The sequence below is a fragment of the Abyssibacter profundi genome, assembly GCF_003151135.1.
Classification (GTDB): domain Bacteria; phylum Pseudomonadota; class Gammaproteobacteria; order Nevskiales; family OUC007; genus Abyssibacter; species Abyssibacter profundi.
Map to the genome: position 1 here is coordinate 26,354 of NZ_QEQK01000010.1, position 20,159 is coordinate 46,512.

Annotated in this window: 14 protein-coding genes; 3 read left to right on the forward strand and 11 right to left on the reverse strand. The window is 64.7% G+C overall.

Annotation, left to right across the window (positions count from 1 at the left end):
* Nucleotides 1-202 precede the first annotated feature (202 nt).
* Together DEH80_RS11720 and DEH80_RS11725 are read left to right on the forward strand one after the other, a co-directional pair.
* Complete coding sequence (locus DEH80_RS11720; RefSeq protein ID WP_109720693.1) at nucleotides 203-4,069, forward strand: EAL domain-containing protein; 3,867 nt, start codon at nucleotides 203-205, stop codon at nucleotides 4,067-4,069.
* A gap of 30 nt (nucleotides 4,070-4,099) precedes the next feature.
* On the forward strand, nucleotides 4,100-5,662 hold the full coding sequence (locus DEH80_RS11725; RefSeq protein WP_109720694.1) for an acyl-CoA carboxylase subunit beta: 1,563 nt from the start codon (nucleotides 4,100-4,102) through the stop codon (nucleotides 5,660-5,662).
* 27 nt (nucleotides 5,663-5,689) lie between these two features.
* On the opposite strand, the gene DEH80_RS11730 is transcribed toward DEH80_RS11725, so the two are convergent.
* The 6 genes from DEH80_RS11730 to DEH80_RS11755 all read right to left on the reverse strand — a co-directional run bounded on the left by DEH80_RS11730 (nucleotide 5,690) and on the right by DEH80_RS11755 (nucleotide 11,700).
* Nucleotides 5,690-6,667, reverse strand: coding sequence for an NAD(P)H-dependent flavin oxidoreductase (locus tag DEH80_RS11730; protein ID WP_109720695.1), 978 nt, complete (start codon nucleotides 6,665-6,667; stop codon nucleotides 5,690-5,692).
* Nucleotides 6,668-6,751: 84 nt separating this feature from the next.
* Nucleotides 6,752-7,609 (reverse strand): carbohydrate ABC transporter permease, encoded by an 858-nt coding sequence (locus tag DEH80_RS11735; protein ID WP_109720696.1) that lies wholly within the window; start codon nucleotides 7,607-7,609, stop codon nucleotides 6,752-6,754.
* Nucleotides 7,606-8,679, reverse strand: coding sequence for an ABC transporter ATP-binding protein (locus DEH80_RS11740; RefSeq protein WP_109720697.1), 1,074 nt, complete (start codon nucleotides 8,677-8,679; stop codon nucleotides 7,606-7,608). Before DEH80_RS11740 ends, DEH80_RS11735 begins: the two co-directional genes overlap by 4 nt.
* Nucleotides 8,676-10,013: an ABC transporter substrate-binding protein gene (locus DEH80_RS11745; RefSeq protein ID WP_109720698.1), complete on the reverse strand. Its 1,338-nt coding sequence runs from the start codon at nucleotides 10,011-10,013 to the stop codon at nucleotides 8,676-8,678. The genes DEH80_RS11740 and DEH80_RS11745 overlap by 4 nt, the downstream gene beginning before the upstream one ends.
* Complete coding sequence (locus DEH80_RS11750) at nucleotides 10,014-10,820, reverse strand: ABC transporter permease subunit (RefSeq protein WP_109720699.1); 807 nt, start codon at nucleotides 10,818-10,820, stop codon at nucleotides 10,014-10,016. It lies immediately after the preceding gene.
* Nucleotides 10,821-10,887: 67 nt separating this feature from the next.
* Nucleotides 10,888-11,700, reverse strand: coding sequence for an HDOD domain-containing protein (locus DEH80_RS11755; RefSeq protein ID WP_165831448.1), 813 nt, complete (start codon nucleotides 11,698-11,700; stop codon nucleotides 10,888-10,890).
* A gap of 146 nt (nucleotides 11,701-11,846) precedes the next feature.
* Between DEH80_RS11755 and DEH80_RS11760 the strand changes: the two genes are divergently transcribed.
* A complete protein-coding gene (locus DEH80_RS11760; protein ID WP_109720701.1) occupies nucleotides 11,847-13,589 on the forward strand; it encodes a GGDEF domain-containing phosphodiesterase in 1,743 nt (580 codons plus the stop codon).
* 18 nt (nucleotides 13,590-13,607) lie between these two features.
* On the opposite strand, the gene DEH80_RS11765 is transcribed toward DEH80_RS11760, so the two are convergent.
* From DEH80_RS11765 to DEH80_RS11785, 5 genes are all read right to left on the reverse strand, one after another.
* On the reverse strand, nucleotides 13,608-14,684 hold the full coding sequence (locus DEH80_RS11765) for a hypothetical protein (RefSeq protein WP_109720702.1): 1,077 nt from the start codon (nucleotides 14,682-14,684) through the stop codon (nucleotides 13,608-13,610).
* A gap of 183 nt (nucleotides 14,685-14,867) precedes the next feature.
* On the reverse strand, nucleotides 14,868-15,830 hold the full coding sequence (locus DEH80_RS11770) for a hypothetical protein (protein ID WP_109720703.1): 963 nt from the start codon (nucleotides 15,828-15,830) through the stop codon (nucleotides 14,868-14,870).
* A gap of 126 nt (nucleotides 15,831-15,956) precedes the next feature.
* Nucleotides 15,957-17,492: a mannose-1-phosphate guanylyltransferase/mannose-6-phosphate isomerase gene (locus tag DEH80_RS11775; protein ID WP_109720704.1), complete on the reverse strand. Its 1,536-nt coding sequence runs from the start codon at nucleotides 17,490-17,492 to the stop codon at nucleotides 15,957-15,959.
* A gap of 41 nt (nucleotides 17,493-17,533) precedes the next feature.
* Complete coding sequence (locus DEH80_RS11780; protein ID WP_109720705.1) at nucleotides 17,534-18,694, reverse strand: mannuronate-specific alginate lyase; 1,161 nt, start codon at nucleotides 18,692-18,694, stop codon at nucleotides 17,534-17,536.
* Between the two features lie 11 nt (nucleotides 18,695-18,705).
* Nucleotides 18,706-20,142 (reverse strand): alginate O-acetyltransferase AlgX-related protein, encoded by a 1,437-nt coding sequence (locus tag DEH80_RS11785; protein ID WP_109720706.1) that lies wholly within the window; start codon nucleotides 20,140-20,142, stop codon nucleotides 18,706-18,708.
* Between the last annotated feature and the right edge of the window lie 17 nt (nucleotides 20,143-20,159).

A 20,159-nucleotide genomic window follows, 5' to 3' on the forward strand; every position in this document is an offset into this window, starting at 1 on the left:
TCCTTGAGCCCCAGAAAATATGATGGTCCGCGCCTGCCTTGGGCGAACCTTATTGCTTTCAGTCAAAATCGTACGTTCACAACATAGCCTGCACAATCGTAAGAGATACGATCTTTCACCCCTCCGCCTCCCGGAACGGGGCTGATCAGGCGACCAACGGTGGATTGCAGTTTCCTCACACCGAACGCGGCATACTTTCCCCATGGCTCGACCCACACGACTTGGCCGACTTCACCGACTGGGCTGCGCACTGCTGGCCGCATGTGCCGGTCTGGCATCTCCACTCGCCTATGGGGCGCCGGTCAACCCACTGGCATTTGATCGGGTTAGCCTGTCAGATGGCCTGAGCCAAAGCACCGTGCTGGACATGCATCAGGACGGTTTCGGGTTTGTCTGGCTGGCCACGGAGAATGGTTTAAACCGCTACGACGGGCGAACCATCAAGACGTACTACCGCACACCCGGCGACGAAGGCGGCCTCGGCAGCGACTACATCTGGGCCATTGAAGAAGACGCAGACGGGAACCTCTGGCTCGGCACCGACGACGCAGGCCTTATCCGATGGAACCGCCAGCGCGATGTGTTCGAGCCCATCACACTGCGCGGACTCAACGGGAAGGTGCTGACCGGAACGCGGGTCAGTGACCTACTCGTGACCGGAGAGGACGAAGTCTGGATTGCGACCCGAACGGCCGGTGTTCTCGTCATCAGCACGCAGGGAGAAACCCTTGCCCAGTACCTGCATGACCAGCCCTCACCGCTCGGCGAGCGGCTGCGGCGAGTTTCCTCGTTATTGCGATCACGCGACGGGTCCGTCTGGATTGGCACTGAGCAGGGTGTCCATCAGATCAGCGCCGACCGCTCGACACTCAACAGCTATGTCCTGAGCCCGCAATCAAGGCCGGAACAGGCGCCTATCGACAACAATATTTCCACCCTGATGCAAGACCTGCAGGGCCGGATCTGGGTCGCGACTTTCGAATCTGGCATCTCGCGGCTGGACCCCAACACAGGCCGTTTCACACACCTGACGAGCGCCGACTCAAGCCAACCCCAGCTGGCAGGCAACCGCGTGCGGGCGATGATGCAGGACGCCGATTCGCGTATCTGGCTGGGCACCGACAACGGCGTGACGCTGCTTCGCAACGATGGCACCGCACAACAGATTCGCCACGAGCCGGCCAATCCGTTCAGCCTGCCAAATGATCTGGTCATGAGCCTGATGCAGGATGCCTCGGGTCTGATCTGGATCGGTACCCGCGGAGGCGGGGTCGGCGTCTGGAATCCGCGAAGCTGGTCCATGGGACCACGCACGCCTGAAGAACTGTCAGGCGTGCATGTCAACAGCTTCCTTGAATGGGAGAACGGCTCTACCTGGATTGGCACCATCGGCGCCGGCCTGCTGGAACTCACGGCATCGGGCGAGATCGGTCCGGCCCTGCCGCCTGGGCAACGCGCGCAGTTGCAGGACAGCGTCATGTCGCTGCAGCGGGATGCCAGCGGCACCGTCTGGATTGGCACGCTGTCGGCCGGGCTGCTGCGCTACGACCCGTCCCACAAGACATTAACCGCGCTCCCTGTCGCACCCAAACGCAAACCATCGGAGCCTTGGCAGCGTGATGCCATCGGCGCCCCCGGCATCATGTCACTCGCCGAGGGGCCTGCGGGCACATTGTGGGCGGGCACGTTCAACGGCGGTGTCGCCCGCATCGATAGTCAAACACTGGCGATCGAACGCCTCGGCTTTGAAGGTGAACTCGCCGGCATGGAACACGTGCGGGCCACGGCTTTGGCCGTTGCGCAAGACAGCGAACTTTGGATTGGCACCGAGGCCAACGGACTCACAGCACTGGACCTCGTCACCGGCCAGGTCACCCGATATCGGGCGCGGCCCGATGTGGCGCATCAACTGCCCTCCGATTCAATCTACAGCCTGCACGTCGACACGCAGGGGGACGTCTGGGTGGGAACAGCCGCGCGCGGGCTTGCCCGACTGTCACGGCGTTCCATTGAGGATGCAGCGCCCCGCTTCGATCTCATCACCACCGCTGACGGCCTGTCCAGCAATGTGATCTTTGGGATTGAACCCGACAGCGACGGGCATCTGTGGCTGAGCAGCAGTAATGGGCTCATGCGCTATCACCCGGCGACCCGAGATGTGCGGATCTTTCACCAGGGTCACGGCACGTTCAGCGATGAGTTCAACTTCGGTGCACACCACCGTGCTGAAGACGGCACGCTCTACTTCGGTGGGCCCGGCGGATTCAACAAGATTGACCCCGCCGCCCTGCAGATGAATCGACGCCCGCCCTCTGTGCTGCTGACCGATATTTTGCTTTTCGGCGAGTCCCTGCCCAATGACCGCCCGGCTTACCTCACCCGCGCCATCGAACTCGATCACGACCAGGACGTCCTCGCCTTCGAGTTCGCCGCGACTGATTACACCGCCCCGGAGCGCAATATTTACTCGGTCAAACTGGAGGGTTTCGATCGGGAGTGGAGTACGCCCAGCACCCGCAACCGGGCGACGTACACCAACCTGGACCCCGGGCGTTACACACTGAAAATTCGCGCGGCCAATAGCGACCGGGTCTGGGCGTCAGCACCCTATGAACTCGCCATTGAGATCCGGCACCCACCCTGGGCCACGTGGTGGGCGTGGCTGGCGTATGTGGCCATGGCCGGTTCGTTGCTTTGGCTGTTTCTGCGCCTGCGCTTTCGGGCTCAGGAGCGCGATGCCCGCCTCAACCAACTCGCCTATTACGACCGTATTACGGGCCTGCCCAACCGGGATTTGTTCGAGCAGCGCGGGGCCGAGGCATTGCGGCGAATCGAGGGAAGCACCGATCACCTGGTGGTCCTGTGCATCCGGTTCGCGATTCCCAAGCAAATCGGCCAGTCCCTGCCACACGACATGGCGAACGATATGTGGAGCAGCCTGGCCGCTCAGTTGGTCCGGGCCATCCACAGTCATGAGCACGCCGTTGGCCGTGGAGATGTCGCCCGCCTGGACGCCGACCAATTCGTCATCTTCATGCGAATCGCACCTGAGCAGGATGATCTCGCTGCATTGACGGAACGCCTCAAGGCGGGCTGGTCCGAAGGACTGGTGGTGGGCGAACATCGTGTTTCGGTTGCCGCAGCCATCGGTGTGGCACGTGCGCCGGAACACGCCCGGGACATCGGCACGCTGGTGCACTACGCGGTGACGGCCGCCACTGCACACTCCAGCCCGCAGCCCGGGCAGGTGGCGATTTACGACGACGAGATGACCTCGCGCCTGGAATCCCGCCTGCTGCTGGAGACGCGACTGCGCCAGGCCATCACCCAGGATGAACTCGAACTGTATTTACAGCCGAAATTCACGCGGGCGCGTCAAATCGTCGGCGCCGAAGCCCTGCTGCGATGGAATAGCCGTGAACTCGGGTGGATTCCGCCGTCCACGTTTGTACCGCTGGCCGAGGAGTCCGACCTGATCCAGGACCTGGACGCCTGGGTCATCCATAAGACCTGCGCGCTGCTCAAAGCCTGGGACAGCCCGAAACTCCTGACCCTGCGCATTGCAATCAACCTGTCTGCGGCCAACCTCAATCAGGCGCATACCGTCCGGGCGCTGGTGCAGGCCACGGCTTCGGCAGGCATCGACCCAGCGCGCATTGAAGTGGAGCTGACCGAATCGGCGCTGCTATCGGATGTGGAGCAGACACGGGACACCCTGCGCGAGCTCAAAGAGGCGGGTTTTTCCATCGCCCTGGATGACTTCGGCACAGGCTACTCGTCGCTGACCCACCTCAAATCGTTTGCCATCGACACGGTCAAAATCGACCGCGAGTTCGTGCAAGGCGTCGACCAGGCCGGGCAGGAACAGTCGATTTGTAGTGCGATTGTGGCACTGGCCCGCAGCCTGGGCCTGACCACGGTGGCCGAGGGTGTGGAGACCGAGGCCCAGTTTCAGACGCTGGTCGGGCTCGGCTGCGACGACATCCAAGGCTATCTACTCGCCAAGCCCATGCCGACCGGAGAATTCCGGCAACTGGTTGAAAACACCGCAGTACACGAGGCAGGCTGATGCGATCAGCCCCTCCGTACCCGGATTCAGATGACCCCTCCCGATTCGCATGGCCTGGACGCACTCGAAACACGGCAGGCCGATGCGCTGGCCATGGGTGGCCCCGACCGGATCGCGCGCCAGCATGCAAAGGGCCGCCTGACGGCCCGCGAGCGCATCGCCACCCTGCTGGAACCCGACAGTTTCGACGAACTGGGCCTGCTGGCCCGCAGCGACCTGCCCGAGGCCCGGGACCGCACCCCTGCCGACGGTAAGATCTGCGGCTACGGCCAGATCGGCGACCGTACCGTGGCGGTGAGCGCCGATGACGTGACGGTCCTGGCCGGCGCGGGCGGTCGCATCGGGGTGGGCAAGCAGATGGCGCTCATGGCCTACGCGCAGCGCAAGGGCTATCCGATGATTCACCTGGGTGACGCCGGCGGCGCCCGTGTCCCCGACATCATGGGCTCGGACGGCATGATGAGCATGGTTTATCGCATCGACCAGCCGCCGCGCGACCGGAGCATCCCCTTGCTGACACTCATCATGGGTGAGTGCTACGGCGGCCCGACCTGGACAGCGTCTGTGTCCGACATCGTCATTCAGGTCAAAGGCACGGCCATGTGCGTCGGCGGCCCATCTATCCTCGAGATCGCGACCGGCGAACAGGCCACGGCCGAGGCCCTGGGCGGCCCGGCGCTGCACGCGCACACCACCGGGCTGGTCGATTTATTCGCCGACAGCGATGAACACGCGCTGCAACTGGCCCGACACTGTCTGAGTTATTTCCCCTCCAGCGCCCGCGACCTGCCCCCCGTGGCCCCGACCTCCCAGCCGGTGGACACGCCGCTACCCGAGCTGCTGGACATCGTGCCCACCGACCCGCGCCAGCCCTACGATATGCATCGGCTGCTGGAGCAGGTGGTCGACACGGGTTCTCTGCTGGAACTCAAACCCAGCTACGACGGCAGTCTGATCACCGCGTTGGCGCGCATCGACGGCCATGTCGTCGGATTGCTGGCCAACAATCCCAAGGTGACCGCCGGCGCCATGGGCCCAGGAGCCTGTGAGAAAGCCACCAGCTTCATCTGTCTCTGCGATTCGTTCCACATCCCGCTGGTGTTCCTACATGACACACCGGGCTTCTTCGTTGGGCGCCGTGCCGAAGAACGGCAGATGCCGCTCAAGATCATGAACTTCATCGAGGCCCTGCATCACAGCCGCGTGCCCCGGGTCAGCCTGGTGGTGCGCAAGTCCTACGGCATGGCCCACTGCAATATGTCCGGCGGCAACATGGGCAATGACCTCATGCTGGCCTGGCCCGGTGCCGACATCTCATTCATGGCCCCGGCGGTTGCCGTCAACGTGGCCCACGGACGACGCCTCGCAGCCCTCCCCGACGAGGAAGGACAGGCACTGCGTGCACAGATGATCGAGGACATGAGCCGGGCCAATGCCCCTTGGCCCGCAGCCGAGCGCAACCTGATCGACCGCGTGATCGACCCGCGGGACACGCGCCGCGAGCTGGCCCGGGCCTTGGCCCGGGCGCGGGGCAGTGACGGTGAGGCCGGTCGCAGCCAGCGGCGCTTGGCCAACTGGCCGCGAATGGCCTGAACGCTCAGAGCAGCGCGGATTGAGGCCTTAGCTGTCCAGCAGTCCGGTCAGCCGTTGGCGAATCAGCGTCTCGGCATCGCGCATGATGCGATCAACCAGTTCCTGCACGGTGGGGATGTCGTGGATCAGCCCCGCCACCATGCCGCAGGACCAAGCGCCAGCATCCATATCGCCGTCGAGCATGACCTTGGGGTAGACGCCCGCGACTTCGTCCTTGATGTCATCAAAGCTGATCTCGGAACCAAGCTCCCGCTCCTTGGCCAACAACCGCTCGACGGCCGCATTGGTGAGCACTCGCTCGGTGTTACGCAGCGGGCGCATGACCAGCCGCGTATCGAGCTCGGTGGCCGCAAGAATCGCCTGCTTCACGTTCTCGTGCACCGGCGCCTCCTGGGTGGCGATGAACCGCGTGCCCATGTTCATACCCTCGGCACCCATAGCCAGCGAGGCCACCAACGAACGTGCATCGGCCATGCCGCCGGACGCCACAAAGGGAATCTCCAATTCCTCGGCCGCACGCGGCAGCAGAATCATGTTGGGGATGTCGTCCTCCCCCGGGTGACCGCCGCACTCGAAACCATCCACCGACACGGCGTCGCAGCCAATCGACTGCGCCTTGAGCGCATGGCGCACGGTCGTGCATTTGTGGATGACCTTGATGTCGTGCTCTTTCAGCAGGGGCAGCCACTTGGCCGGGTTGTTCCCAGCAGTCTCGACGACCTTCACGCCACCGTCGATGATGGCCTGCACGTACCCGGGGTAGTCGGGCGCGTTGACGATGGGCAGAAAGGTCAGATTGACGCCGAACGGCTTGTCGGTCATATCGCGACAACGCGCGATCTCATTGGCGAGATCGGCCGGCGTCCGCTGCGTCAGCCCGGTGATGATTCCCAGCCCGCCGGCGTTGGACACCGCGGCGGCCAGCTCGGCAAAGCCGACGAAGTGCATGCCACCCTGAATAATTGGGTGCCGGATTCCGCACATTTCGGTAATTCTTGTTTTCATCTCGCCCCGGACGGCTCTCAGCAAATGGAGTCGGGACGCTAGTGCAATCCGGCGGCAGCGGCAAACCACAGCTGGCCCGACACCTCAGGCCGCGGCCCGCAACCAGCGCCTCAGCAGCCAGAACTGGGCCGCCAGCAAGCCCAGCACCGTGAGTACCAGGACACCACTCATGGCCGCGGCATAGCCGAACCGCAGATACTCAAAGGCGTTCTGGTAAATGTAATGCGGCAACAGCAGCGTCGCGAATTGCGGCCCGGTCTTGGTCACCACCAAGGCCGGCACAAAAGCCAGCTGCAGCACCAGCACGATGTCGCGGGCGGCCAGCAGCAGCACCACCGGCCACAACGCAGGCCAGGTCACCCGGGAAAAAGCGAACCAACGGCCGCCCCCCTCTACCGCACATAACTCGTAGCGCTGCGCAGGCACATGGCGGCGGGTGGCCATGAGAACCAGCACCAGCTCGCCGATCAGAAACGCCAGCACAATCACCAACGCAGTCCTGGCACCACCTACCGTGAGCAACCACTGCGCGCCGCCATATTCCAGGCTATTGAGCAGCCAGGCGGCCGGCCCGAAGAACGGGTTGAGTATCCATAACCAAGCCATCGCCCAGACCAGTTCCGGGACCACAACAGGCGTGAACACCGGCACCAGCGCCGCGCTCGATAGCCGGCTGCGACCGGCCAGCGCCAGGCCCAAGACCACCGCCAGCGCCAGCCGAAGCGGAACGGCGAACAGCACCAGCCAGGCCGAGTTCTTCGCCGCGGTCAGAAACAGGGGGTCGTCGAGCAAGCGGGCCAGATGCGCCCAGCCGACCCACTGAGGCGGGTTCAGCGCGTCATAGCGAAAAAACCCGAGACCCAGCGTCGCCAGCAGGGGCAACCAGATCAACAGCCCGGTTGCGATCAGCGCGGCGGCGGCCATCCAGGCTCCGGATTTCACAACGCCTGCCCCGTCTTGGCGTCAAACCAGCGAATCGCCTCGGGCGATAATCCGAGTTCGACCGTCGCCCCCAGCTCGAACGCGGCCTCCGGTTCCACCCGGACCACGACGGTTTGCGCCCCGGCCTGCAGGTGCAGCCATTGCACATCACCCAGATGCTCCAGACGCAGAACCTGGGCAGGCACCCGCCAGTCATCGGCCCGCGCGGGCGCCCAGCGTGATCCGCTGACATGGAGCTGTTCGGCCCGAACGCCGGCCAACAGCCCCTCTTGCCGGGGCGCGCTTGGACAGACCGCCCCCAGCAGCCGGGTCTGATCGTCCGCAGATTCAGCGGGGAGCAACTGCATGGCCGGGTTGCCCAAAAACGCCGCCACACTGACCAAGGCAGGGCGTGAGTACAGCGCACGGGGCGCATCGAACTGCTGGAGCTGCCCGTCGACCAGCACGCCCAAGCGATCCGCCATGGATAAGGCCTCAGCCTGGTCGTGCGTGACATACACCGTCGTCCAGCCCTGTCGGCGATGCAGTTCGAGAATTTCCTGCCGCATGCGGGCACGCAGCGGTGCATCAAGGCTAGACAGCGGCTCGTCCATTAACACCAGCCGGGCGTTCCGCAACATGGCCCGGCCCAGCGCCACACGCTGGCGCTCGCCGCCTGACAGTTGCGCGGCCGGACGGTCCAGCAACGCCTCCAGCCCCAGCCGCCCGGCCACTTCTGCCGCCTGTTGGCGGCCGTCACGGCGCGAGATGCCCCGCGCCCGGAGCCCGAAGGCCAGGTTGTCGGCAACACTCAGATGCGGGAGCAGCGCGTGGTCTTGGAACACCAGCGCCACTTCGCGCTTGCCCGGCGAGAGGCCGTCCAGCACCGCCCCACCGGCCTCGATCTGGCCACCCGCCGTAGGCACCAGACCGGCGATCGCACGGAGCAGCGTCGATTTACCGCTGCCCGACGGGCCCGCCAGTACGACGAACTCGCCAGCCTCTGCCTCGAGATCAATATTGCGCAGGACCGGGCGCCCGCCGAGTTCGACATGCAGCCCCCGAAGACTCAATCCGGCTGCCGCACTCATAGCTGCTCCCCGGCTGGCTGTGGCTTGAGCAGATCTCCGGCGGCCGCCTCGATCCGTGACACCAGCAGGTAACCGTCGCGTAGGCCGAATGACTGCTCCCCGGCCATTTGCGCCGCCGACTCAAACATCCACTCTTCGATCACCGGGTTGATGCGCGTTTCGATTTCGTACCAGGCGGGAATATTCGGCGTGCGACGCAGCTGGGGAATGGTGTCCAGGAACACGCGGGCCGATGCGGGCGGCTGATCGGGATCGAGGAATGCGTCGCTTTCGGCCACCGACTTGCGAACCGGCACGATACGGCCCGAGGCGGATAGCAAGGCCTGACCCTGCTCGCCTGTCGCAAACGCAATAAAGTCGCGGGCCGCGGCCTTGTTCGAACTCCCCCGGCCCAGGCAGTAGGCATCGGCATGGAGCACCGATGCGGCTTCCCGATAGCGCGGCAGCGGCGCCACATCCCAGTCCAGGCCGTCGACTGCACGCAAGGCGGCCGAGAAGCGTCGGCTGTTCAACGTCATCGCGGCACCACCCCGGATGAAACGCGCGTCCGGCTGCTCAGCGCGTCGCTCGATCAAGGGCGGTATCACGCCCACCTCGTTCTTCAGTCGCTTGAGGAACAACAAGCCGGTGACGGCCTTGGGTGTGCGCAAATCGAAACGCGTGGGCTTGTCCACATCGTTGACCAGCCGACCGCCGGTTTGCCACACGAAAGGCGCCAGCCGCACGATGGACGGATCGACATCCAAGCCGTAGATCTCCGGCCGGCGATCGCCATCCAAATCGCGGGTCAGCGCCTTGGCCGCGTCGTGAAAATCGCTCCAACGCCAGTCCGGGCGGGGCGGCTCCACGCCGTACTCGGCGAACAACGCTCGATTCCAATAGACCACCAGCGACGACACGTTCTGGGGCATGCACATCAGCTGGCCCTGGTACGTGAACCCCTCCAGCGGCGGCGCGTAGAACGCCTCGCGGTCGAACAATCCTGCGGCCTCCAGCAACGGACCAACCGGTTCCAGTACATCGCTGGCAATAAACTGCCCCCAACGTCGAAAGTTAATCAGGAACAGGTCGGGGGCATTGCCCGCGGCAAAGGCCGTGGTCAAACGGGTGACGTGCTCGGGGTGACGCCCGACCGGTACAAACTCGACCTGCACGTCGGGCCGCTGGGCCTCGAAGGCCTCGATCAGGCTGCGGTAGGCACGCGCCTCCACCGGGTCGGCCACCGCCTGCAGCCGAAGCTGGGTTCGGTCAGATTCGGTCTGGGCCCCACAGGCCGTCAGCAGGCCGAGGGCCAGGCACAGCAGGGCACGCGCAAACAGCGAAGCAATCGACATTCAATCTCCCAGGGTGCGATTCAGGGCACGCGGCGCAAAAAGCAGCACCAGAACGACAGGCAGGGTGAGCAACATCGATGCCGCCATCAGCACGGACCAGTTACTCGCACCCAGCAATTCCAGGGCATAGAGCATGAGCGGGGCGGTTTGGGACTGTTCGCGATGCAGGTACAGCAGCGGGTCGGTGAAGCTGGCCCAGCACCAGGCGGTTGCGAGCAAGGCGGTGGCTGTCAGCGCCGGCCGCGTCTGCGGCACGACCACCCGCCACCAGATTCGCCACCAGCCGGCGCCTTCCAGTCGCGCCGCTTCAAGCTGCGACAGGGGCACGGACCGGGCGGCCGCAAAACACAACAAGACCAACAACGGGTGCCCCCCCATGAGCGCTGGCGCCCACAGCGGCGCCCAACTCCCCCCCAGGCCCAACCATTGAAACAGCAGAAATCGCGGTAACCAGATGGCGGCGTAGGGGATGGACGCTGCGCCCACAAGCAGCGCCAAGGCCAGCAGCTGGCCGCGGGGTGTCATCAGCCGTAACCCCAGCCCGGCCAGACTGGCCGTGGCCACAGCCAGGGGAAGGAAGACCAGCAACACGAGCAGGGAATTGAGCAGGCCGCGCGCCATGGGCACCAGCTCGAACACGGCCGCGTAGGCCGCCAGCGAGGGTGATTCGGGCCACAGTGCCCCAGGCACGGGGGCCGATCCGGGCGGCTGCAAGGCAGCGACCGCCAAGAGCGCGACCGGCGCCGCAAAGGCCAGTGCGATCACCATCAGCAAGACCGATCGCAGCCACGCGCCGACCCGAAACATAGGGGAGCCCCCGCAAGATGAGCGGCGGATTATCCTCGAAACGGCCGTAGGCGGCAGGGCTGTCTCGTCAGGCTGCGCTCAGAGCCTCTGCCCCATGTTCCTGCATCCAGGCCACGATGTCCGTCATCTGCAGAGCTTCCTGGGCCGCCAGCGTGGCTGCGCTCAGCGTTTGCTCATCCACCGCCGCTCCGTGCCCGATTCGCTGGGCGCAGACCTGACGCGCAATCCGCACCAGCCCCCATGCTCCCCACCCCGCCGTTGCGGGCCGCAGGCAATTCAGCGCCGTTTCGTAGACGGCCGTGCCGAGATGCCAGCGCTTGGCCAGCACGCCGCCTAACGCGCTGGCGTGATGCCGCGCCGCCACGTAGTAGTCGGAGGCCGACCCGATATTCACCAGCGCTGGCGCCGCACTGAGCAACGGCACCATCCCCACGTTGTGAAACAGGCCGATCGTGAATGCCGTGTCGGCATCCTCCAGACCAATTTCTGCGCAACTGACTTGCCGTAGCAGCGTGGCCACCTGGGCGGCCAACGCCCACTCCTTGCTGAGCAGGCCTGCCAGCGCCGGGTGTCGAGGCTGAAAAGCCGCCTGCATCGCCTGGTGCATGACGCGATCCCGTGTCGCCTGCGCGCCCAGCCGGGTCACCGCATCCCGTACCGAAGTCACCTCGTTGACGCCGCGCGTCGCTGCGGTGTTGGCAGCCGCCATCACCGTAGCGGCTGCCGATACGTCGGACTCGACGACATCGACAATGTCAGCCAGGGAGAAATCCTCCGACTGAATCACCTTGAGCAGGCGCATCACCACCTGCGGGGGCGCCGGCAACGACTGCTGCGTGGCAAGCCGAATCACGGATTCCTGGGTGATGGTTTCGATCACGAATGCTGCCGTCGGGTCAGAGAGACGTCTGTTTAACGGCCGCATCCCGGGTGGCTTGAGACCCTCTTGCTCGTAATTTCTACGATGTTCAACACATCCTCCGCCGCCCACGGTGGACGGTCGCCCCCTGTGCGCGAGACCTGACCATGCGGACACCAGATTCGGCCCAGCCACCCGGCATCGTCGCCCTGCCTACAACGGTGGAAGCGCTTCGAGACAACATGCCGCCCGAGCGTCTGCGCCAGGCGGTCAATCTGGCGCTGGACAACATCCGCGATGGCGTCGTCATGGTCGACACCAGCGGCAAGGTCCTGCTGTGGAACACGGTGGCTGAGCGGCTGCTTGGCCGCGGCCCGGTCATCACATCCCCGGAACACTGGGCGGAGCTCTACGGCGTTTATCACCTCGACGGCGTCACGCTTTACGCCCCCGATGAACTGCCACTGGCTCGGGCCATGGCGGGCGAAGAAGTCGTCAACTACGAGCTGCTGCTGCGACCGGGCAACGGCAGTGAGTCCCGCCTACTCCGTGGCCGCGCCACGCCGCTGTACGACGGCGAGCAGCAGGTGGGGGCAATCACCGCATTTCACGATGCCACCGAATACGATGAACTGCTGCGACGGGTGCGCTATCGCTCCCTGCATGACCATAAGACCGGCGCGCAGAACGGTGCCAGCATCTGTGAAACCATCGATGCGATGCTTGGCGAACTGGAGGGGCAGGACGGCAGCGGCTTTGGCGTGCTGTTGCTCAACCTCGACCGCTTTGGCCTGACCAACAGCGTCATGGGCCGGGCCGGGGCCGATGGCGTGCTGCGCCGGGTCGCCAGGCTCCTAATGCAACGCGACCAAACGATTGCGGTAGGCCGACTCTGCGCCGACGAATTCGTACTCATCACGGCAGCGGCGGACCTCGGTCAGGTCCAGCGCGAAGCCAATCAAATCATTTTTGCCCTGCGCTCGCTCGAGCTGACACCTGCCCACGTGGGGTATCAGCTCACGGCCAGCGTAGGCGCCAGCTGGTTGGGAGCCGGCGCCGTCAGCAGCGCTGACGAACTGCTGGCACATCTCACCCATGCGGTGGAGGACGCCAAGGCCGACGGTCGCAACCGGTCGGTCCCCATCGAGCTCGGTGCGGCCAGCCCGCCCCATCTGCACGGTGGCCGCGTCAACGACATCATCCGCGCGCTGGACGAGGACCGAATCTGCCTGTTTGCCGAGCCGATTGTCCGCGAAGGCGGCGGCATCGCCGCACTGGAAATCCTGACCCGCCTGCGTGACGACCAGGGCGATCTCAGCCTGCCAAGACATTTCCTGCAAACAGCGGAACGCTTTGGTCTTATCGCACAGATTGACATCCGCAACCTGTCCAGCCTGCTGCGCTGGATGCGCCAGCGCGTCGACAATCGACAGACGCTGCCTCGCATGCACATCAACCTGTCGTCGCAGACCCTGATCGCATCTGAGCACTTTCGCGATTGGATGAGCCTGCTCATCGAACACGTTCGCCTAGCCCAGCAGATCACCGTCGAAGTCACCGAAACATTCGCCATGCGAAACCCCGCCGAAAGCGCGATGCTGCTGCAACAGATCCGCGAACTCGGCTGCCGCGTCGCCCTGGATGATTTCGGCGCCGGCTACAGCTCGCTGTCACAACTCAAATTATTGCCACTCGATTATCTGAAGATCGATGGCTCCCTGGTGCGAAATGTGCTGGACGATCCGCAGGATCGCGCCATCCTCGACACCGTCATCCGGCTGGGCAAAGCACTCGACCTGCCGCTCATTGCCGAACATGCAGCCACCACGGCCCATGTCGACGCCTTGTTCGCGATGGGGGTGGACTTCGTCCAGGGATACGGCGCAGATCGCGGCGCGCCGCTCGATTAAGATAGCCGGCCGCAGTTATTAGACCAGGGCCAGACCCGACAGCGCCGCGACGGCCCAACGGGCCAATCCCGCCAGACGCTGCAACCAGGGCGACCGCGGCCCCAGCGCCACCGACCAGGCGCAGGCGCTGCAATGCACCAGCGCCAAAGGCAACAACGACCAACCGCCAAACGCCGTTGTCCCGACCAGGCCCAGTACGGCCAAACCGCTCCCCACCAGCGCGGCGGTTCGCAAGCGCAGGGCCCCCGTCGCCAAGGGGTTGGCGTACCGGCCGGTGTTCGCTCGCAGCTCTCGGTGAGGTTGTGCGTACCAGAGTCCCGCGACCACACGGCCAGCCAGGCCCAGTGACCAGTAGGCGGCCACAGCCAACCACTGGCTCGCCGACAGTCCACCCGCGACAAAACCGCTGAATGCCCAGACGCTTGCGATGAGGATGAGTTCCGCCACCCACTGCCGTGGGCGCAGCAGACGCCGCCAGGGGCGCCATCGCGCGAACCCGGCCGGCGGCGCAGACAAATGGAGTGCGGAGACTCCCTGCTGCCCGGCCAGGCGTCGGACCGCGCGACGCAGCAACCCGCCCAGACCGACGGTGTGAATGTGACCGGCCAGCGCCCAGACCCGCAGATCCGACCGCGAATCGCCGACATAGTCGAACCCGCGCTCGCCAAAGCGCTGCGCCAGCCACTGCGCCTTGTGCTCGCCTTTCAGGTTGATGTCGGGCGTCGAGCCATGATGATCCGCCACGCCCCCCAAATGGTCCGCGATCGCCGCCACCAGTGAGGCGTCGGCAGCCGACACCAGATGCACCGACCGGCCCTGCTCACGGGCATCTGCCATGCAGGCCTGCACGTCGCGATTGTAGGGCAGCACACGCACGTCCAGTCGACTGGCCTGAGCCAGCTGCGCCTTGAGCGCGGCCTGACCCTGACGCAGCCTGCGAAACGCGAGCAGCGTTTGCAGCGGCTGCCGTCGCAGGCCCTCGATGAGCGTCTCGTCGAAGAGATCGCTGCGCAGCAGCGAGTGATCGATGTCGACAACCAGCGGCCTGGGTGGCGTCGGGCCCAATGGCTGGACAGGTGCGGCGGGCTCGGTCACGGACGCAACGCTTGCTGGCACCGGAGTCGCATCATCGACAGCACGAAGGTAGCGACGGATACGCCCCGGCGGGCGGTTGCCCGCACTGCAGCCGGCCCCGGCGTGCGGAGCAGGCTTTGATCATTCCAGAGGAACGGGGAAGTACGCCGCCGTCTCGGTGGCCGTGATTCAATCCGCGTGTCCCTAGGGCGTCAGACGCCCAGCGCGACGCCGCGACGCCACCAATGCCGGCGCGGTCTCGGCGGCAGCCAACGCGCGCAGTAGCACCATGTAGTCGTCGGCCAACGGCGTGCCATCAGCAACGACCGGACCGGCTGCCAAGACATTCAGCATCTGCTGCACCCAGCGCTGCGACGCCGCCTCTGAGCGGTCATCCAACAGCTGATCCAACACGCTACCCGAACCCGCGAGCAGGGTCAGGTCCGTCACCGAAAAGCGGGCGTCTCCGGTTTGATCAAAGGCGTCCAGGTCGGACAGCGCAGCGGGCTGCGGACGCAGGACGGTGCAGGCAGGGACCAGTCCGGTAGCCGTACAGCGCGGAACAGGCACGCCGGCCGCGCGCGGCGCTTCGGTAATAGCCAGCAGCAGTTCAACGGTCGACAGGGCGCAGCCCATGAATTCGAAATTCACATCGCCCTGGTACTGACAGGCCCGCCGCATGATGGCGGCTTCATTGGGATAACCCGCCAGTTCGGCTCCGTCGGCCAACGTATGCATGCTCGTGCGCAGTGCAATCCAGAACGGATCATTCACCAGATGTTCGGCACAGTGATAGCTGCCGAACTCATTGGGCACACCGGTCAGGCTGGGATCACGCTCGCAGTTCGCATAATCGCGTGCGGCCTCATCTTCACCCAAGGTGGTGTAAACCGTCCCGACCACTTCGTGCTCACGGAACAGCATGAAGCTGGCAGCGTGCAGCGCGGTGACCTCAACGCACTGCAACCACTTTTTGGGGTCCGTGCAGTTCTTGCGTATCTCGCTGGCAGATTGCGGGTAACCGGCCGTGTCCAGCACATCGGCCAGCAGCAAGGCCGCATCGACCAGCGCCTGTTCATGCGGAAACACCTGTGCCTGCGCGGGTGCAGATGCCCCGGCCAGCAGACCCAGCGCCAATACGAGCTTCAAGGTGATTCGTTGCAACATCCTGCACCCGGTCGATGAACGACCTTCCCCAGTCGATTTCACAAGAATATCACCTGCGCCCGGTCCGGCCAGTGCCGGCCGGCGGATGCGGTTGAAGCACCCGCCGGGCGGACACCGGCAAAGCGGTTAGACCGTCGCCGCCGCGGGCGTCTGCGATGGCGATGCCGGGCCTGATGCCGCCGCCTCGGGCTCGGAAGTCTCCGAGCGCCCGTAGACGTCGTCGAATCGAACGATATCGTCCTCGCCCAGATAGGCGCCGGACTGCACCTCAATCAGATCCAGCGGGATGTTCCCGGGGTTCTCCAGACGGTGCGTCGTGCCGATGGGAATAAAGGTGGATTCGTTCTCCGACAGCATGAAGCGTTCGCCGCCGCGTTCAACCACAGCGGTCCCCTGGACAATGACCCAATGTTCGGCCCGGTGGTGGTGCATTTGCAGGCTGAGCTTGGCGCCGGGCTTCACCGAGATGCGCTTGGTCTGGAAGCGACTGCCGTAGGCTATCGACTCGTAGAAGCCCCACGGACGATAGACGCGCTGTAGGTGCTCGGCCTCTTCCCGACCGAGCGATTCCAGCTGCTTGACCAGCGTCTTGACCGATTGGGCATCCTGCTTGTGCGCGACCAGAATCGCATCGGCGGTTTCGACGACGATGAGATCACTGACGCCCGACAAGGCTACCAGTCGCTTGCTGGAATGCACGATGTTGTCCTGCGCGTTCTGCAACAGCACATCGCCTTGCGTCCGATTCCCGGCATCGTCAGCGGCCGGAAGCCGATCCAGATACGTCCACGACCCTACGTCATCCCAGCCCGCGTCCATGGGCATTAACGCGATCCGATCCGTGCGCTCCAGCACCGCATAGTCGATAGAGATCGACCGGCAGCCACGAAACGCCACCGTATCCAGGCACAGCATGCGACCGTCGACCTCGGCGCCGATCAGGGCATGACGTGCGTTCTGCATCAGGTCGGGCTCCAGCGCCTCCAAATCTTCCAACATGCGATCGGCGCGGAACAGGAACATGCCGGCATTCCAAAACGTGTCCTGGTCAGCCACGTAGTTTTCGGCGATCTCGGCATCCGGCTTCTCGACAAAAGCGTCCACGGTGCGGACGGCCCGACCATTGGCCGGCAGGCAGCGCACGTAGCCGTAGCCAGTTTCCGGTCGGGTTGGCTGAATGCCAAAGGTCACCAGTTCGCCAGCCTCGGCCACGTCGGCCGCCGCGTTCACGGCGGCAACGAAGGCCTCGGTATCGTCGATGGCATGATCCGCCGGCATGACCAACGCCATGGCATCAGGTCCGTAGCGGTTGGCAACCTGCTGGGCGGCGATCGCCACCGCGGGCGCGGTATCTCGGCCCGCTGGCTCCAGCACGATGCAGTCCGGCTCATGATCGATTTCGGCCAGCTGCTCGTCGATTAGGAATCGATGTGATGCACTGCCCACAATCATAGGCGGGGCGACGCGGGCAATGGCTGCCGAACGCAGCACCGTTTGCTGAAACAAGGAGCGGCGCTGCCCGCCCAGCGCCAGAAACTGCTTGGGCTTCTGGCGACGGGACAAGGGCCAGAGCCGGGTTCCGGAACCGCCTGCGAGAATAACCGGAACCACAATGCGTCCCGGTGTGCGAGCGGGGTGCTCAGAGGTATAGGGGTCTTCCATGATCGTGCTCTCCTGAAAGGTGAGACAAAGCGTTCGAACCGTCAGGTCGCCTGAGGCGGGCCGAACAAAGCGGTCAGATCACCGCCGACGCGGTAGTTGTTCAACGGCCGGTACGCCTCGAGACGCTTACGCATCTCCCCGGTGCAAGCTTCCAGGGCGCAATACGGCTCCAGCCAGGTGAACTTCGACGGCTTGAAATCCTTGAGTTGCTGATCGGCACCCGCCTTACGGGCAAAGCGCTCGGGGTTGCCCAGACCCGCCATGACACGATTGGCCAGTCGGGTCAGCGCGTGGTTGCCTCGGGATTCCAGGTCCAGGCCATTGGCCTGTCCGAATGCCGCCATCATCGCCAACGGTGGCAGCGCGTAGTTGTGATAGAACAGCGCGCGCGTCTTGCGACGCAGTTCGTTGTTCAGATAGCCCTCGTCCGTAATCTGCTGGGCCGCACGGTCGTACTGTGCCACCGCCCAGTCGAACAGCGATCGGTCATCACGGACCACCGCAACAGCCATGACCGACCACGCCGCCCAATACTCGTGATTGTTGAACTTGCGTTGCGGCACATTGCTCCAGTCGGCGATGACCAGCGTGGCCAGTTCGGCCAGCCAGTCCTCAATTTCTGCTGCCTGGTCCGGGTAGGGCTTGAGCGGATCACTGACGGACAGCTTCAGGCGCAGGTAGGCCGCCGCGACACTGCCCAGCGCCCATTTGCGGACCGACTTGCCGGTGTGAGTCGTCACCTCGCCGGTCAGCCCACCCAGGCGGGCCCATTCCAGCATCCAGTCCAGCGCACAACCCACGGCCTGGGGATCCCCCGTGTCGAGATACGCCTCGACCAGGCGGCTGATTCCACGCTCCAGGTCGCGAATGCCATCGACCTGCTCCCGGTACCTGGCCTCGGCCTGCTTGTTCAGATCGTCGCGGGCGGAATCGGATCCCTGGTACTTGCTAGGAAAGTCGAGTGGCCCGGTATGTGGCGTGCTCATCTCGGGGCAGCCCTCAAAGCGCGCCTTGCTGGCTGCAGCGGCATAGAACCCGGCAGGCGCCTGCAGTCGTTGTGCCGGTTGGTCGTCGATGGTGGCCTGCACCTGCGCTGTGTTGCCGTTGGGGCCGGACGGTGTGGCACAACCGGCCAGGAGTAGCAGGCCGGCCACAGGCGCAACCAGAATCTGGTTTCGGAAAAGGTCTGGTGTTCGGGTCATGGTGTCCTCCGTCAGACTCGGCGCTCGCAGAGCTTGACCGTGGCTTCGACACCATCGGGCAGCGGCGGCTCGCCCCGGTCGGGGTCGGGGCCCACATCCACGCCAAGGAAGACCGCGTCAGAGAAATCTTCGCCCTCGCGCAGATTGATCATGAAGCGGCCTTGGGTATCGATATGCCGCGAGCGCTCGATGGTGAAGTTGTCGTTCTTGCCGTTGGTGTACCAGATCGAGAAATGCAGCTTGTCGATATCAGGACGACTGAGTTGCACATCGAGCAGGTGGTCCCTGCCGCGCAGGGTTTGTACCGTGCCGCCGCCGTTGAACAGCGTCTCGGTCAGGCTGTGCGTCTTCAGCGGTCGGGTGACCTCGAGCACGGAGGCTCGATTGGCACAGCCGTTGTCCACGGCAGGCAGGATCTGCCGGAACAAATCCTCGTCATCGAAGTTGCTGTAGACAGGCATTTCCCAGATCAGAAACCGGGGTGGGTCCGTCCGGAAGTCCTCGCTCATCAGGTACTGCAGCAAGGCGCCGTCAATGCCGCCGCCGGTTACCGAGACATTGAGCACATCCACGCCAAGCGCCTCGGACAGGAACCCGGCGAAGTTGTAGGCGGCATCGCTGTTGCTGGTGCCGGCCAGCACCACCTGTGGACGTTGCGACTCACCCAGCAAGTCGGCTCCGCTGCCCTCTGTAGAGGTCGTAAACCGGGGCATGACCTGCTCCGGATAACCGAACCCACACATCCGCTGGACCGCCCCGGCATAGGTGCCCTCCTTGCGCACGACGCCCTGCTGTCGGGTGGTGAACGACTTGCGGGGAATCTGGGCAAAGCCTTCGGCCGCCCGCAGCGTCTCGGCCACTTGCTGGGCAGTCAACTTGGCGCCATGCGGGGTCCAGTGGTGATCCCGCTTGAAATAAAACGGCGCCTCCACCGGGCCATACGCCAGCTGGCCCAGCTTCGGCACGATCACCCCTTGCTGCCGCAGGTCTTCGAGAAGCACCTGATAACCCACGCGCGCCATGTCACGTGCAAAGCCCTGAGCGATGTGATCGGGCAGGTGCTCCCAGGCCATCACCCCACGCGGAGGGATCGGCAGCATGACCAGCGAGACGCCATGCTCGGCCAAGCGGCGCTGTAGTAACCCGATGGCTTCGTAGGTGTCAGGCTGTAGCGCAAACCGGTCGAGCAAATCGTCCTCGGTGCGGAATAACCAGCCGTCATCGCCCTGGACGATCATCCGAAAACCGTCGAGGTAGCCCTGATACGTCGCCGGGTCCGAGGCTGCCGGACAGAGATTGCAGCAGGCCTGGAGCTCGTACTTGGGCAGCGGTGGAAAGGCCGGCGGCGATGACTGGGCGCCGGCGCTCGCGGTCACGCCCAGCAGCCACAGACCGGCCATCCACTGGCCCGCCCGCCGCAGCGGATGCGTTGTCGTCGAAATGATCATGAGTGCAGTCCTTGCAC

Bases quoted from the DNA above. Each gene is read 5' to 3' on its own strand.
- DEH80_RS11720 (WP_109720693.1), top strand. From the start codon at position 203: ATGGCTCGACCCACACGACTTGGCCGACTTCACCGACTGGGCTGCGCA.
- DEH80_RS11725 (WP_109720694.1), top strand. From the start codon at position 4,100: ATGACCCCTCCCGATTCGCATGGCCTGGACGCACTCGAAACACGGCAG.
- DEH80_RS11730 (WP_109720695.1), bottom strand. From the start codon at position 6,667: ATGAAAACAAGAATTACCGAAATGTGCGGAATCCGGCACCCAATTATT.
- DEH80_RS11740 (WP_109720697.1), bottom strand. From the start codon at position 8,679: ATGAGTGCGGCAGCCGGATTGAGTCTTCGGGGGCTGCATGTCGAACTC.
- DEH80_RS11745 (WP_109720698.1), bottom strand. From the start codon at position 10,013: ATGTCGATTGCTTCGCTGTTTGCGCGTGCCCTGCTGTGCCTGGCCCTC.
- DEH80_RS11750 (WP_109720699.1), bottom strand. From the start codon at position 10,820: ATGTTTCGGGTCGGCGCGTGGCTGCGATCGGTCTTGCTGATGGTGATC.
- DEH80_RS11760 (WP_109720701.1), top strand. From the start codon at position 11,847: ATGCGGACACCAGATTCGGCCCAGCCACCCGGCATCGTCGCCCTGCCT.
- DEH80_RS11770 (WP_109720703.1), bottom strand. From the start codon at position 15,830: ATGTTGCAACGAATCACCTTGAAGCTCGTATTGGCGCTGGGTCTGCTG.
- DEH80_RS11775 (WP_109720704.1), bottom strand. From the start codon at position 17,492: ATGGAAGACCCCTATACCTCTGAGCACCCCGCTCGCACACCGGGACGC.
- DEH80_RS11780 (WP_109720705.1), bottom strand. From the start codon at position 18,694: ATGACCCGAACACCAGACCTTTTCCGAAACCAGATTCTGGTTGCGCCT.
- DEH80_RS11785 (WP_109720706.1), bottom strand. From the start codon at position 20,142: ATGATCATTTCGACGACAACGCATCCGCTGCGGCGGGCGGGCCAGTGG.